This window comes from Microbacterium hydrocarbonoxydans (genome assembly GCF_000956475.1).
In the GTDB taxonomy this organism is placed as follows: Bacteria; Actinomycetota; Actinomycetes; order Actinomycetales; family Microbacteriaceae; genus Microbacterium; species Microbacterium hydrocarbonoxydans_A.
On the sequence record NZ_JYJB01000010.1, the window covers coordinates 1 to 14,675 of the forward strand.

A 14,675-nucleotide genomic window follows, 5' to 3' on the forward strand; every position below is an offset into this window, starting at 1 on the left:
TTAGGTCGGCCATAGCGTGAGGGAAACGCCCGGTCACATTCCGAACCCGGAAGCTAAGCCTCACAGCGCCGATGGTACTGCAGGGGGGACCCTGTGGGAGAGTAGGACACCGCCGGACTTCTTTTAAGTAAAATGGCCACCCAAAGCTGGGTGGCCATTTTGCGTTTACAGGGATAAGGAAGAACCATGCCGGAAGAAGAAGAACGCCGTCCGCGTCGCAACGACAGCGGCGGGCGAGGAGATCGATCTTCCGGAGGCCCTTCGCAGAACCGTAACAGTGCCCCTCGTCGTGAGGGTGGCTACAACCGTGATGGTGGAGCGCCCCGTCGTGAGGGTGGCTACAACCGTGATGGTGGAGCGCCCCGTCGCGAGGGTGGCTACAGCCGTGATGCTGGCGCCCCGCGTCGCGATGGCGGTGCCCCGCGTCGCGAAGGCGGTTACAACCGTGATGGTGGTGCGCCTCGTCGTGAAGGTGGCTACAACCGTGATGGTGGTGCGCCTCGTCGCGAAGGTGGCTACAACCGCGATGGCGGTGCGCCTCGTCGTGAAGGCGGGTACAACCGCGATGGCGGTGCGCCTCGTCGTGAAGGTGGCTACAACCGCGATGGCGGTGCGCCTCGTCGTGAAGGTGGCTACAACCGCGATGGCGGTGCGCCTCGTCGCGAAGGTGGCTACAACCGCGATGGCGGTGCGCCTCGTCGTGAAGGCGGGTACAACCGCGATGGCGGTGCCCCGCGTCGTGAAGGCGGGTACAACCGCGATGGCGGTGCCCCGCGTCGTGAAGGCGGGTACAACGGCGATGGCGGTGCCCCGCGTCGTGAAGGCGGGTACAACCGCGATGGCGGTGCCCCGCGTCGTGAAGGCGGGTACAACCGCGACGGCGGTGCCCCGCGTCGTGAAGGCGGGTACAACCGCGACGGTGGTGCCCCGCGTCGTGAAGGCGGGTACAACCGCGACGGTGGTGCCCCGCGTCGCGAGGGCGGATACAACCGTGACGGTGGTGCCCCGCGTCGCGAAGGCGGATACAACCGTGACGGTGGGGATCGGCAGCGCAGCAATCGCTCGTTCCCGGAGCGGGGAGGCGTCGGGCGCGAGCGGTCGGCAGCCGTCGATCGGGACCGGCCCCGCCACAACGACCCCGTCGTTCCCGACGACGTCACGGCACGCGACCTGCATCCGTCTGCCCGCAATGAGCTGAAGACGCTGAGCAAGGAGAACGCCGAGCGCGTCGCCCGCCACCTGGCGATGGCATCGCGACTGATCGACGAAGACCCGCAGCTCGCGCACGAGCACGCCCTCGCGGCCTCACGCAGCGCCGGCCGCATCGCAATCGTGCGCGAGACGCTCGGGATCACCGCCTACGCGACCGGTGACTTCGCACTCGCGCTCCGCGAGCTGCGCACCTACCGTCGCATCTCGGGCAAGGACGACCAGATCGCACTCATGGTCGACAGCGAACGCGGCATCGGTCGCCCCGACCGCGCGCTCGAGACCGGTCGCGCCGTCGACAAGTCCGCGCTCAGCACCCCAGTGCGCGTGGCGCTCGCGATCGCGATGTCCGGCGCGCGCCTCGATCAGGGCGATCTCGAACTCGCACTCGGCGAGCTCGAGATTCCGGAGCTCGACCCCGACCGCGCCTTCGAGTGGAGCCCCGCCCTGTTCGCCGCACGGGCCGCTGTGCTCGAAGACCTTGGTCGCACTGATGAGGCGGAGTTCTGGGCGAAGCGTGCCGATGTTGCCGCTGAAGCGCTGGGAATCGACGAGGCAGGCGATGAGGAGATCTTCGTCGAGGACGGTCTGATCGAGGACGACGAGTTCTCCGACGACGAGCCTGCCGAAACGATCGAGGACGCCGCATCCGACCCCGAGCCGATCGACGCGGATGATGACGACCACGTGCCGGCTGTCTCGGAGGAGGAGCCGGCGATGGAAGTCGCCGAAGAGACCGAGCTGTCTGTCGAAGACGAGGTGCGCGAGCTCCTCGGCGAGGATGAGGACGGCACCGCGGACGACTCCGACCAGAGCGTCTGATGGGTCTGTTCTCGAAGAAGCCGGCGCTGCGCACCCCGCTGGATGGCGTCGACACGGTCCTGGCCGACCTCGATGGCGTCGTGTACGCGGGTCCCGGTGCTCTGCCCTACGCGGTGGAGAGCCTGAACCGGGCCGCGGAGAGCGCCCGGCTCGGCTACATCACCAACAACGCCTCGCGCACCGACGCTTCTGTCGCCGAGCATCTCACGAGTCTCGGCCTCACCGTGGCGGCATCCGACGTGGTGACCAGCCCACAGGCCGCGATGCGCCTGCTCAGCGAGATGGTTCCCGCGCCCGCGACGATCCTCGTCGTCGGGGGCGACGGCCTGATCGACGAACTGCAGAAAGCGGGCTACACGCCCACCCGCAGCGCGGAGGACTCCCCGGCTGCCGTCGTCCAGGGGTTCGCTCCCGAGGTCGCCTGGACGGATCTCGCCGAGGCCGCATTCGCGCTGAAGCTGCCCGAGGAAGAAGGCGGCATCCCATGGATCGCCACCAACACCGACTGGACGATTCCGCGTGAGCGCGGCGTCGCACCGGGCAACGGAACACTGGTGTCGGCTGTGCACACCGCGATCGGCCGCCTGGCGACCGTCGCAGGCAAGCCCGAGGTGCCCATCTTCGAAGAGGCCAAGGCGCGTTTCGATGCGAAGAACACGCTGTTCATCGGCGACCGGCTCGACACCGACATCCTCGGCGCCGTCCGCGCCGGCATCGGCTCGGCGCTCGTGCTGACCGGCATCGACCGGCCCAAGCACGTCCTCGCCGCTCCTGAGGGTTCGCGGCCGACATACATTCTCAGCGACCTGCGGGAGCTTCATCAGCCCTATCCGGCCGCAACGCAGAAGGATGACGTGCACTGGGTCAACCAGGCGGCCGTCCGCGTGGTCGGCGGCGATGTCGAGATCATCGCCGAGGGCGACGCGCAGATCGACCTGCTCCGCGCCGGGGCCTCGGCGATCTGGGCCTCCGGTACCCCCGTGTTCGTGCTCAACGTCCCCGAGCGGCTGTACGACGATCCTTTCCACAGACCCTGACGTGGCGACGGCGCAGGGTCGGCCGCCCCGCGTACAGTAGAAAGCGTGAGCGATGAGACGACGACTGCGCCGACCGATGGCCTGTGGAGCCGCCTGCGCCTGATCGAGGGGCAGCCCCTCGCAGATCGGGCCGCCGCCTATTCGGCTCTGCACGACGACCTCTCCCGGCGCCTCGAGAGCGGCGTGAAGCTCGAGCACCGCGAGGCCCCGGCAGCACGATGACGCGCCTCGACGCCGCCCTCGCCGCCCGAGGTCTCGCGCGCTCGCGCTCTCACGCGGCGACCCTGATCGCCGACGGGCTCGTCAGCGTCGACGGTCGACCCGTCATCAAGGCGTCGGCGCCTGTCGGCGACGATGCGGAGCTCACCGTCGCGGGAACCGACCACTACGTCGGTCGCGCCGCTCACAAGCTCATCGCCGCACTCGACGGCTTCGGCATCGCCGCCACCGACCGGCTCGCGCTAGACATGGGGGCATCCACCGGTGGTTTCACCCAGGTGCTGCGCGAACGCGGAGCCCGGAGCGTGCTCGCGGTCGATGTCGGACACGGCCAGCTCGCAGCTTCCGTCGCCGCCGACCCCGGCGTCGTCCTCGTCGAGGGGTACAACGTGCGGTACATGACGCCCGAGAACCTCGCGGCGGCGACCGGAGAAGATGCGGCGCCCGACCTGGTCGTCGGCGATCTCTCGTTCATCTCGCTCGAACTGGTCCTGCCGGCCGTCGCCGCCGTGTCCGCGCCCGGCTCCGACATCGTCCTTCTCGTGAAGCCGCAGTTCGAGGTCGGCCGAACGGCCGTTCGCGGCGGACTCGTGACCGATCCGGCCACGAGAGCGGATGCCGTCGCCCGCACGGTGTGGAGCGCGTGGGACAACGGCCTCGGAATGCTCGGCATCCTGCCGTCGCCCATCCTCGGCACGCACGGCAACACCGAGTACCTCGTCCACCTCGCGCCCGGCCGCGGCAGCGATCCGTCAGAATGGTCAGACCGCATCAACGCACTGGCAGGGAGCCGATGAACGAGCGCAACATCCTGGTGGTGGCGCACGCCGGTCGCCCCGACACCGTCGATGCAGCACGCCGCGTGGTCGATGCGCTGCGCGCCGCGGGCGCGCGTCCGGTGCTCGCAGCCGATGACCGTGCCGAGCTCGCCGACGTGGACGCGATGTTCGCCGACGTGGATGTGCTGGGGGAGACGGTCGACCAATCCGCGCTCGAGCTGGCGATCGTCCTCGGCGGCGACGGCACCATCCTCCGCGCCGCCGAGCTGGTGCGCGGGTGCGAGGCTCCGGTGCTCGGCATCAACATGGGCCATGTCGGCTTCCTCGCCGAGATCGACCGCGACGACATGGACGCGGCGGTTCACCGGGTCATCGAGCGCGACTACGACGTCGAGGAGCGTCTCGCTCTGTCGGTGCGCGTCAAGGACAGCAGCGGAGCGGTGATCTTCGAGACCTGGGCGCTCAACGAGGCGACGGTCGAGAAAGCGAGCCGTGAGCGGATGATCGAGGTCGTCCTCGAGATCGACGGCCTGCCGCTGTCGAGCTTCGGCTGCGACGGCATGGTGGTGTCGACTCCGACCGGATCGACGGCGTACAACTTCTCTGCCGGCGGGCCCGTGATCTGGCCGAGCGTCGAGGCGATCGCCGTGGTGCCGCTGTCGGCGCACGCGCTGTTCGCGAAACCGCTCGTGGTGAGTCCGGATGCCGCAGTGGCGATCGAAATGCTCGAGGGGACATCGGGAGCAGGCATCCTGTGGTGCGACGGTCGGCGATCGCATGATCTGCCGCCCGGCGCGCGTGTCGTCGTGCGCCGTTCGTCGCGACCGGTGCGGCTCGCCCGCCTGCATCAGGCGGAGTTCACCAACAGGCTGGTGCGCAAGTTCCAGCTCCCCGTCGCGGGGTGGCGGGGTCAGAGTGCGGGAGCGCAGTCATGATCGAAGAGATGCGGATGCAGGGGCTCGGCGTGATCGCCGACGCCGTGCTGCCGCTCGGCCCGGGATTCACCGCGATCACGGGTGAGACGGGCGCAGGCAAGACCATGGTCGTGACGGGGCTCGGCCTGCTGCTCGGTCAGCGTGCCGACTCTGGTGCCGTCCGCGCGGGCGCCGCACAGGCATCGGTGGCGGGCGTCTGGATCGTGCCCGAGCAGGGTGCGGTGGCCGACATCGTGACGGATGCCGGCGGCGAGCTCGAGCCGGCTGGCGGAGGCGCCGCAGAACTCTACGTATCCCGCACGCTCAGCGCCGAGGGGCGCAGCCGTGCGAGCGTCGGCGGCCGCGCCGCGCCCGCCGGGGTGCTGTCGGCTCTCGCCGAGGAGCTCGTCGTCGTGCACGGGCAGTCGGAGCAGCTGCGGCTGAAGTCGGCGACGGCGCAGCGCGACGCGCTCGACCGCTTCGGCGGCGCCCCGATCGCCGCGGCTCTCGCGGCCTACAGCGAATCGTTCGCGCGCTGGCGCGCTCTGGACGCCGAGATCACCGACATCACCCAGAACCGCGACAGGCGAGCCGAAGAGGCTGCGCGGCTGCGCGAAGCCCTGGCGCTGATCGAGGCGACGGCCCCAGAGCCGGGGGAGGACGAAGAGCTCACGACTCGCGCGGAACGGCTCGCGAACGCCGAAGAGCTGAGGCTCGCGGCATCCGTCGCCCACGGCGCCCTCTCAAACGAAGAGGGCGAGCCCGACGTCTTGGCGCTGATCGGCGAAGCGCGCCGCGTTCTCGAGCGTGCATCCGACTCCGCTCTCACCGAGATCGCGCAGGCGCTGGCCGATGTCGGCTATCGGGTCGCCGACATCGCCGGCCAGCTGTCCGCATACCTCGCCGACCTCGACGAATCGGGGCCCCACGAGCTGGCTGCCGTCGAGGAGCGGCGCGCCGCTCTCGGCGTGCTGATCCGCGCGCACGGCTCTCTCGAGCAGGCCCTCGAGCTGTGGCAGACGGGTTCTCTTCGGCTGGCCGAGCTCCATGACGACGACGACCGGCTCGGCCGTCTCGAAGCGGAACGCGACGCGGTGCGCGCAGAGCTCGACGAGCACGCCGCGGCGCTGACCGCAGCTCGATCGGACGCGGCGGCCCGCCTCGGAGCCGCGGTGAGCGCCGAGCTGCATGATCTGGCGATGCCGGATGCCCGGCTGGAGGTCTCCGTGACCCCGGGGGCGGAGAGCACGCACGGCCGCGACGACGTCGCAATCCTGCTGGCGCCGCACCCCGGAGCCGAGCCCCGCCCGGTGGGGAAGGGCGCGTCGGGCGGTGAGCTGTCGCGTGTGATGCTGGCGATCGAGGTCGTGATCGCCGGCACAGACCCGGTTCCCACGTTCGTCTTCGATGAAGTCGATGCCGGTATCGGCGGTGCCGCCGCGATCGAGGTCGGCCGGCGACTCGCCCGGCTCGCCGAGAACTCTCAAGTCATCGCCGTCACGCATCTCGCCCAGGTGGCGGCCTTCGCCGGCAACCACCTGTCGGTCGTGAAGGCCAATGACGGCGCGGTCACGGCGTCGAGCGTGCGGCGCCTGGAGGGCGCGGAGCGCGAGGCCGAGATGGCACGGCTGCTGTCGGGCCTTGCCGATTCCGACGCCGCGATCACCCACGCCCGAGAACTTCTCAGCCTCGGCGCCCCCGCCGCCTGATAGGATCGAAGCCCGTGATGAACTCTTCTTCTGCGGGGCCCAAGAACGACACGACCAGGCACATCTTCGTGACAGGTGGTGTCGTTTCGTCTTTGGGCAAGGGGCTCACCGCCGCCAGCCTCGGCAACCTCCTCACGGCCCGCGGACTGCGCGTCGTGATGCAGAAGCTCGACCCGTATCTGAACGTCGATCCTGGCACGATGAACCCGTTCCAGCACGGCGAGGTGTTCGTCACCGACGACGGCGCCGAGACCGACCTCGACATCGGGCACTACGAGCGGTTCCTCGACATCAACCTGTCGCAGGCGGCGAACGTCACCACGGGCCAGATCTACTCGCAGGTGATCGCGCGCGAGCGCCGCGGCGAGTACCTCGGAGACACCGTGCAGGTCATTCCGCACATCACCGACGAGATCAAGCGCCGCATGCGCCTACAGGCCGATGAGACGCCCAAGCCCGACGTCATCATCACCGAGGTGGGCGGCACGGTCGGCGACATCGAGTCGCAGCCGTTCCTCGAGGCGGCGCGCCAGCTCCGGCACGAGCTCGGCCGCGACAGCGTGTTCTTCGTGCACGTCTCGCTCGTGCCGTTCATGGGAGCGTCCGGAGAGCAGAAGACCAAGCCCACCCAGCACTCGGTGGCCGCCCTCCGCCAGCTCGGCATCCAGCCCGATGCCCTGGTTCTGCGCAGCGACCGTCCGGTGAGCGAGAGCAACCGCAACAAGATCGCTCTGATGTGCGACGTCGACGTCGAAGGCGTCATCAACACCGTCGACCTTCCGAGCATCTACGACATCCCGTCGACGCTGAACGATCAGGGGCTCGACTCCTACATCGTCCGTCGCCTGGGCCTTGCTGAGAAGGCCGTCGACGTCGACTGGACTCGCTGGAACAGGGTGCTGCACGCGGTGCACAACCCCAAGCACGAGGTCACGATCGGCCTCGTCGGCAAGTACATCGACCTCCCCGACGCCTACCTCTCGGTGACCGAGGCCATCAAAGCGGGCGGCTTCGCGCACGAGGCGAAGGTCAACATCCGCTGGATCCCCTCCGACCTGTGCGAGACCGCGGAGGGCGCCAAGGAGCAGCTCGGTCAGCTCGACGGCATCTGCATCCCCGGCGGATTCGGCATCCGCGGCATCGAGGGCAAGCTCGGAGCGCTGAAGTTCGCGCGCGAGCAGGGCATCCCGACTCTCGGCCTCTGCCTCGGCCTGCAGTGCATGGTCATCGAGTACGCGCGCGACGTCGCCGGCATCGAAGGCGCCTCGTCGAGCGAGTTCGACCCCGAGACCACTGAGCCGGTCATCGCGACCATGGCCGAGCAGGTCGAGATCCTCGACGGGGGAGACCTGGGCGGAACCATGCGCCTCGGTCTGTACCAGGCGGCTCTCGCCGAGGGATCGCTTGCACGTGAGCTGTACGGTGCGGAGGTGGCCTCCGAGCGCCACCGCCACCGCTACGAGGTCAACAACGCCTACCGCGGGCGGCTCGCCGACGCGGGGCTGGTCTTCTCGGGTCTCAACCCCGAGCTCGACCTCGTCGAGTACGTCGAGCTTCCGCGCGACGTGCACCCGTACTACATCGCCACGCAGGCTCACCCCGAGCTGCGCTCGCGCCCGACCGAACCGCACCCGCTGTTCCGCGGACTCGTCGGCGCCGCGATCGAGCGGCACCGCGCCAGCGAGCTGTTCAGCGAAGATGACTGACGTGTCGACGGGCTCGGCGCGGCAGCTGCGCGACGAGCCCCTCACGCCCGAGGTGCTCCAGAGCGACCTCGCGTTCCATGGCCGGGTGTGGGACGTCGTCTCCGACCGGGTCGCGTACGGCGAGGGCGAGATGGTCCGGCAGTACGTCAAGCACACCGGCGCCGTGGCGATCGTCGCGCTGGACGACCAGGATCGCGTCCTGCTGATCCAGCAGTACCGGCATCCGATCCGTCACCGCGACTGGGAGCTTCCGGCGGGCCTTCTCGACATCGAGGGGGAGGAGCCGCTCCTCGCGGCGCAGCGTGAGCTCGCAGAGGAGGCGGACCTTGTGGCCGCGCACTGGGAGCCCCTGATCTCGTCGTGGACCACGCCTGGCGGCAACGATGAGCTGATCAGGATCTTCCTCGCGACGGGCGTCGAGCAGGCCTCTGCGGTGCACGATCGGGAAGACGAGGAGGCGGACATCCGCCTCGAGTGGGTGCCGCTGGCGGATGCCATCGACGCCGTGCTCGAGGGGCGGATGCGCAACGGCATCCTCGCGATCGGACTGCTCGCAGCCGCACGGCGTCGCCCGAAGGTCTGACGATGCGGCTCGAGCGTGCGCTCGACGCATATCTGCGTCACGTCACGATCGAGCGCGGGCTCAGCGCGCACACCGTCTCGGCGTACCGTCGGGACCTCGACGGCTACGTGGAGTGGCTGGCTGCGGCAGGGATCGAGGACACGTCGGAGATCACGCAGGCGATCGTCGGTGGCTTCGTCGCCGAGCGGTCATCGGCGACGCCTTCGCCGGCGGCGACCAGTCTCGCCCGGCTGCAGTCGTCGGTGCGCGGCTGGCACCGCTTCCTCGTCCGTGAGGGCATCGAGCAGGACGATCCCACGGGGCGGCTGCGTCCCCCGAAGGCGCCCAGGCGGCTGCCGAAGGCACTGACGATCGACCAGGTCGGGCGTCTGCTCACGGCTCCCTCCGCCGACGACCCGATCGGAATCCGCGACCGTGCGCTGCTCGAGCTGCTGTACGCGACCGGTGCCCGCGTCTCGGAGGCGGTGGGTCTGGACGTCGACGACCTGGCGCACGGCGACGTCCTTCGGCTCCGCGGCAAGGGATCGAAAGAGCGCATCGTGCCGATCGGCTCCTACGCCAGGGACGCGATCGACGCCTACCTGACGCGCGTGCGGCCCGGGCTGGCGGCGAAGGGGCGGTCGTCTGCGCGGCTGTTCCTCGGTGCGCGCGGTGCTCCTCTGTCCAGGCAGAGCGCCTGGCTGGTGATCAGAGCCGCGGCCGAGACCGCGCAGATCACGGCTGAGATCTCGCCGCACACGCTGCGCCACTCGTTCGCCACGCATCTGCTGCAGGGCGGTGCGGATGTGCGTGTGGTGCAGGAGCTCCTCGGCCACGCCTCGGTCGCGACGACGCAGATCTACACGCATGTGTCTGTCGACGCGCTGCGGGACATCTACGCGACGTCTCATCCTCGCGCTGTATGAAATGTCCCCCGAAAGGGGGACGCGGGGTTTCGCAAAAGTCATTTATGCTTTCTCGGTATACACCCTCGGCCGCCGTCGGCCGGGCCGATGAAGGAGTAACGACATGCGTTCCACCGGTCCTCTTGCGGTCCTCGCCGCATCTGCGCTGGCGCTCACCCTTGCCGGATGCTCCGGGGGCGCGGGCGGTGAACTGACCTACGAGGATTCGCCGCTCAACGAGTACCTGAGCGCCGCGTACGGGGGCGACCTCTCGCCGGAGGAGCAGCAGAAGCAGTTCGACGAGCAGCAGCGCAAGCAGGAAGACCTCATGGCTGAATGCATGGCCAAGGAGGGCTTCGAGTACAAGCCGAACCTGCAGAACGGCTCCGTCGTGATGGCGGATGACGAGGATGCCGTCAAGTGGGAGCCCGACAAGAAGGATTGGGTCGAGAAGTACGGCTACGGCATCGTGAACAACCCCTACAACGCCGAGGGGGCGAGTACCCCGGGGGAGGAGTACGTCGACCCCAACCAGGAGTACCTCGACTCACTCTCGGAGTCGGAGCGCACCGCTTTCTACGAAACCGCGTACGGCGTACCTCCGGAAGAGGACGAGCTGAACGAGGACGGCAGCTACGAGTACAACTGGGAGGACTCGGGGTGCCAGGGCTGGGCCCAGCATGAGCTGCAGGGAGACGACCCGTGGCAGTCGGACGAATTCGCCGATCTCCGCGAGAAGATGACCGAGCTCTGGAGCACCTCGCAGGACGCGCCCGAATACAAGAAGCTCAACAGCAGATGGGCCGACTGCATGGCAGACGGCGGCGAGCCGGGCTTCACTGCGCAGACCGAAGCACAGCAGTCGATCTCGGATGCCCAGAACAAGCTCTACGAGTCCGCATACGGCGATGGAACCACCGAGGTCGATCCGGCGACCGTCGAAGACCCCAGCAAGAGCCCTGAGATGAAGGAGCTCGGCGAGAAGGAGATCGCACTCGCCCTGGTCGATCTCGGATGCCGTGAGAAGACGAACTACACCCAGGAGTCGCTGAAGATCCAGTTCGCTCTCGAGGAGAAGTTCATCAAGGACAACAAGGCCGACCTCGAGGCGTTCAAGGCCGCCGCCGAGCAGAGCAACTGACGCATGAAGGACGACGAGACCCCCACGACCGAGATGCCCGCCGATTTCTCCGAACTCATCGAGGGAGGCGACGGACCCGCCGCAGAGAAGACGGACTCGAGCGATGTCGACATGTCGCGCGTCAGCGGATGGCGCCGCATCCTCCGGGGCAACCGCACGCTCTGGATCGTCGCGCTGTGCGCGGTGGTCAGCCTGGTCGCCGGGCTCCTCGTAGGCCGGTTCCTGATCTCACCGGCCGAAGCCTCGGAGGCGCCGGAGCCTGGCCTGGTCACGGTGCCCGTCGAGTTCGGCTCCCTCAGCAACGACGTGACCCTTCGAGCGGACGTGGGCTATGCCGACGCCGTGGAGGTCACGATCGACACGACCGGAGGCGGCAGCGTCGTCACGGGCTCGGTCCCCGAGGTGGGCACCACGCTGAATCCGCTGTCGATCGCCCTGGAAGTGGTCGGCCGGCCGGTCATCGTGCTCCCAGGCGAACTGCCGGCATACCGGACCCTCCGCTTCGGGGTGTCAGGGCCAGACGTCCTCCAGCTCAAGCAGGCGCTCGTCAGCGTCGGAATCGACGCAGGGGACGTCACCTCGAACACCTTCGATCAGGCGACCGCGAATGCCGTGGGACAGCTGTATGCGCAGGCCGGCTATCCTGCTCCCGCTCCGGAGGAGGGCGCGGACGATGCCGTGCGCAGTGCGGAGCAGGGCGTGCGCGATGCGCAGAGCAGCGTGACGCAGGCGCAGCAGGCGCTCACGGCGGCGGGGGCCGGTCCGTCGAAACTCGAGAGCTGGCAGGCCGACGTCAAGGTTGCTCAGGCAGAACAGGCACTCGCCGACGCGAAGGCGTGCGTCCCGGGAGGAGAGTCGCCGTGCCCCAGTATCCAGCAGGCGGAGTGGGATGTGCAGACGGCCAAGCTCGAACGCGACCAGCTCTGGTCCGCCAAGAACACCGGCTCCGAGAAGGCGGCGCTCGACGCGGCCCGCTCGCAGGTCGATGCGGCCAATGAGGCTCTCGAGAGCGCGCGGCAGTCGGTGCTGCCGTACCTGCCCGCGGGAGAGGTGCTGTTCCTCACCGAGCTTCCCCGACGCGTCGACGCCGTGAACGTCAAGCGCGGCTCGACCATCCAGGGGTCCGTCATGACGGTGTCGGGCGCGGCTGTGCGTTTGACCGGCGCCGCCGCCGAAGCCGATGCCCGGCTGCTCAAGGTGGGCTCCGAGGCCACGTTCGAGCTGCCGGACGGCACGCAGCAGCGGGCCGTGATCACCGAGCTCAAGCCGGGCAAGGACAGCAAAGCCAGGTGGGATGTGCTGTTCGAACCCGACCCGCTGACAGCCGAGCAGATCACGCAGCTGCAGGGCAGCAACGTCCGGGTGCAGATCGCCGTCGGGGCCACGGAGGGCGATGTCCTCTCGGTGCCGCTCGCGGCGCTCACGGCCGGCCCCGGAGGCGAGTCCCGTGTCGAGGTCGTCGAGTCGGACCCTCGTGAGGGGAAGGATGCGGAGACCCGGACCGTGGTCGTGAAGACAGGACTCGCCGCCAAGGGAGCCGTGGAGGTGAGCGCTGTCGACGGAGACCTCGAAGAGGGCGACCTCGTGGTGGTGGGACGGTGACAGCGATGCAGATCGCCGACAGCGAGTCGCTGCCGGAGGCGGATGCTGCGGAGCCGGAGTTCGTCGTGGAACTGCGCGACGTCACCCGATCCTTCCCCGGTCCGCCCGAGGTGCAGGCGCTGAAGGCCGCGTCTCTCCAAGTGCGAGCCGGCGACTACATCTCGATCGTCGGACCCAGCGGCTCCGGAAAATCGACCATGCTCAACCTGCTGGGCCTCCTGGATCGCCCGAGCGTGGGGGAGTACCGGCTGGCGGGCTCGCTGACCGGTGATCTCTCCGACGACGAGCGCGCCGCAGTGCGCGCGAAGTTCATCGGCTTCGTCTTCCAGTCGTTCCATCTCATGCCGCGGCGCACGGTGCTCGACAACGTGCTGATGCCCATGCTGTACAGCGGCGTGCCCCGGCGGGAGCGCGAGTCGCGGGCTCGTGAGGCACTCGCCAGGGTCGGACTCTCGCATCGCGTCGACTTCTTCCCGAGTTCGCTGTCCGGTGGCGAGCGTCAGCGTGTCGCCGTCGCGCGCGCGGTGGTCAGCGGGCCGAAGCTCCTGCTCGCCGACGAGCCGACCGGCAACCTCGACCAGAAGACGTCGGGTGAGGTGATGTCGCTGTTCGAAGAGCTCAACAACGACGGTCTCACGCTGATCGTGATCACGCACGACGACAACGTCGCCCGGCGCGCACAGCGCAGCATCCGCATCACCGACGGCCGATTGAGCGAGCTGTGAAGCGCCCGTCCTGGCGCCGGAAGGCGCGAATGAAGCCGGGTGCGAAGCACGCGGACCGCTTCACGTTCCAGGACCTGGTGGCAGAGGCCACGGCCGACATCGGGTCGCGTCCGGCGCGTCTGGTGATGACGATCCTCGGCACGGTGCTCGGGATCGCCTCGCTCGTCGCGACGATCGGCTTCGCCCAGACGGCGGCGGCGCAGATCGCGAGCCAGTTCAACGGGGCAGCCTCCACCCAGGTCGTCGTCACGCCGGCGGAGGCGAAATCCGGCTCGGCGAACAAGAGCGTGGCAACCGGACGCCTGCCGTGGGACGCCCCCGATCGCGTGTCGCTGCTCGCAGGGGTCGAGAGCGCGAGCCTGGTCGGCGAGGTGGAACTCGCTGAGAACGAAACCATCACAGCCGTGCCCGTGAACGACCCGTCGGCCCCGGCGAGCGCATCGCCGCGTCTGTTCGCGTCATCGTCCGAGCTCCTCGACACCGCCGGAGGCGAGCTCGTCACCGGGCGCTTCTTCGACACCGGGCATGACGGCAGGGCCGATCGCGTGGCCGTGATCGGCACCCGACTCGCCGAGGAGATGGGGATCAACCGCGTCGATTCGCAGCCCTCGGTCTTCGTGGCGGGCGTCGCCTACGCGGTGATCGGCATCGTCGACGGGTTCGAGCGCAAGAGCGAGCTGCTGGATGCGGTGATCGTCCCGATCGGCGCGGCCCGTGCGGACTTCGGTCTCGCCGCACCCTCAGAGCTCGACATCCGCATCGTCGTCGGGGCGGGGCCACAGGTCGCCGAGCAGTCGGTGCTCGCGCTGCAGCCCGACGCTCCGGACACCCTCAAGACGCAGGCGCCCTCGGGCTCGTCCGACCTCAGCCAGAGCGTGCAGGCAGACGTGAACGTGGTGTTCCTGATCCTGGGAGTGATCGCGCTGCTGGCGGGCGGACTCGGCATCGCGAACGTGACCCTGCTCGGCGTCATGGAGCGGGTCGGCGAGATCGGCCTGCGGCGGGCGCTCGGCGCCACGCGCCGGCAGATCGGCGCCCAGTTCATGGTCGAGTCGATCGTGATCGGCTTCATCGGCGGACTGATCGGATCGGCTCTCGGAGTGCTCGCCGTCGTCGCGGTTGCCGTCGTGCAGGGGTGGACGCCTGTGACCGATCCGCTGATCGCCGTGGCGGGTGCCGTTCTCGGCGCACTCGTCGGCTGGGGTTCCGGATGGTATCCCGCTCGTCGCGCCGCACGCATCGAACCTGTCGCCGCTCTGCGCGGCGCCTGACGCTCGCGGCGAGCGGAGACCCCGCTCGCCGCGGCGCGGAGGCCCGGATCAGGGGATCGCCGGGGTCGTCCGCC

General features: G+C 69.1%; 14 protein-coding genes and 1 rRNA gene. All 15 read left to right on the plus strand.

Features of this window, described 5'->3' with window-relative positions:
- The 15 genes from rrf (at position 1) to RS84_RS12595 (ending at position 14,601) form a co-directional block, all read left to right on the plus strand.
- Positions 1-118: ribosomal RNA gene (rrf, locus tag RS84_RS12530) — 5S ribosomal RNA — on the plus strand.
- A gap of 159 nt (positions 119-277) precedes the next feature.
- On the plus strand, positions 278-1,198 hold the full coding sequence (locus RS84_RS19200; RefSeq protein WP_152641823.1) for a hypothetical protein: 921 nt from the start codon (positions 278-280) through the stop codon (positions 1,196-1,198).
- Positions 1,199-1,245: 47 nt separating this feature from the next.
- Positions 1,246-2,031, plus strand: a complete 786-nt coding sequence (locus RS84_RS12540) for a hypothetical protein (protein WP_045258177.1) — start codon at positions 1,246-1,248, stop codon at positions 2,029-2,031.
- A complete protein-coding gene (locus tag RS84_RS12545; RefSeq protein WP_045258178.1) occupies positions 2,031-3,068 on the plus strand; it encodes an HAD-IIA family hydrolase in 1,038 nt (345 codons plus the stop codon). The genes RS84_RS12540 and RS84_RS12545 overlap by 1 nt, the downstream gene beginning before the upstream one ends.
- A gap of 45 nt (positions 3,069-3,113) precedes the next feature.
- Positions 3,114-3,290 carry a hypothetical protein gene (locus RS84_RS19475; RefSeq protein WP_192627222.1) on the plus strand — a complete coding sequence of 59 codons (177 nt, stop codon included), beginning with the start codon at positions 3,114-3,116 and terminating at the stop codon, positions 3,288-3,290.
- Positions 3,287-4,084 carry a TlyA family RNA methyltransferase gene (locus RS84_RS12550; RefSeq protein ID WP_045258179.1) on the plus strand — a complete coding sequence of 266 codons (798 nt, stop codon included), beginning with the start codon at positions 3,287-3,289 and terminating at the stop codon, positions 4,082-4,084. Before RS84_RS19475 ends, RS84_RS12550 begins: the two co-directional genes overlap by 4 nt.
- Positions 4,081-5,001 (plus strand): NAD kinase, encoded by a 921-nt coding sequence (locus tag RS84_RS12555; RefSeq protein ID WP_045258180.1) that lies wholly within the window; start codon positions 4,081-4,083, stop codon positions 4,999-5,001. The genes RS84_RS12550 and RS84_RS12555 overlap by 4 nt, the downstream gene beginning before the upstream one ends.
- On the plus strand, positions 4,998-6,689 hold the full coding sequence (gene recN, locus RS84_RS12560) for a DNA repair protein RecN (protein WP_045258181.1): 1,692 nt from the start codon (positions 4,998-5,000) through the stop codon (positions 6,687-6,689). Before RS84_RS12555 ends, recN begins: the two co-directional genes overlap by 4 nt.
- A gap of 17 nt (positions 6,690-6,706) precedes the next feature.
- Entirely contained in the window at positions 6,707-8,395 is a 1,689-nt protein-coding gene (locus RS84_RS12565) for a CTP synthase (protein WP_045258182.1), read from the plus strand.
- On the plus strand, positions 8,388-8,978 hold the full coding sequence (locus RS84_RS12570; RefSeq protein WP_045258183.1) for an NUDIX domain-containing protein: 591 nt from the start codon (positions 8,388-8,390) through the stop codon (positions 8,976-8,978). Before RS84_RS12565 ends, RS84_RS12570 begins: the two co-directional genes overlap by 8 nt.
- Before the next feature lie 2 nt (positions 8,979-8,980).
- On the plus strand, positions 8,981-9,883 hold the full coding sequence (xerD, locus tag RS84_RS12575; RefSeq protein ID WP_045258184.1) for a site-specific tyrosine recombinase XerD: 903 nt from the start codon (positions 8,981-8,983) through the stop codon (positions 9,881-9,883).
- A gap of 103 nt (positions 9,884-9,986) precedes the next feature.
- Complete coding sequence (locus RS84_RS12580; RefSeq protein ID WP_045258185.1) at positions 9,987-11,003, plus strand: hypothetical protein; 1,017 nt, start codon at positions 9,987-9,989, stop codon at positions 11,001-11,003.
- A 3-nt stretch (positions 11,004-11,006) separates the two neighbouring features.
- Positions 11,007-12,605 carry a hypothetical protein gene (locus RS84_RS12585; RefSeq protein WP_052676355.1) on the plus strand — a complete coding sequence of 533 codons (1,599 nt, stop codon included), beginning with the start codon at positions 11,007-11,009 and terminating at the stop codon, positions 12,603-12,605.
- 5 nt (positions 12,606-12,610) lie between these two features.
- Complete coding sequence (locus RS84_RS12590) at positions 12,611-13,330, plus strand: ABC transporter ATP-binding protein (RefSeq protein ID WP_045259164.1); 720 nt, start codon at positions 12,611-12,613, stop codon at positions 13,328-13,330.
- Between the two features lie 29 nt (positions 13,331-13,359).
- Positions 13,360-14,601, plus strand: a complete 1,242-nt coding sequence (locus RS84_RS12595; RefSeq protein WP_045258186.1) for an ABC transporter permease — start codon at positions 13,360-13,362, stop codon at positions 14,599-14,601.
- The last annotated feature ends 74 nt before the right edge of the window (positions 14,602-14,675 follow it).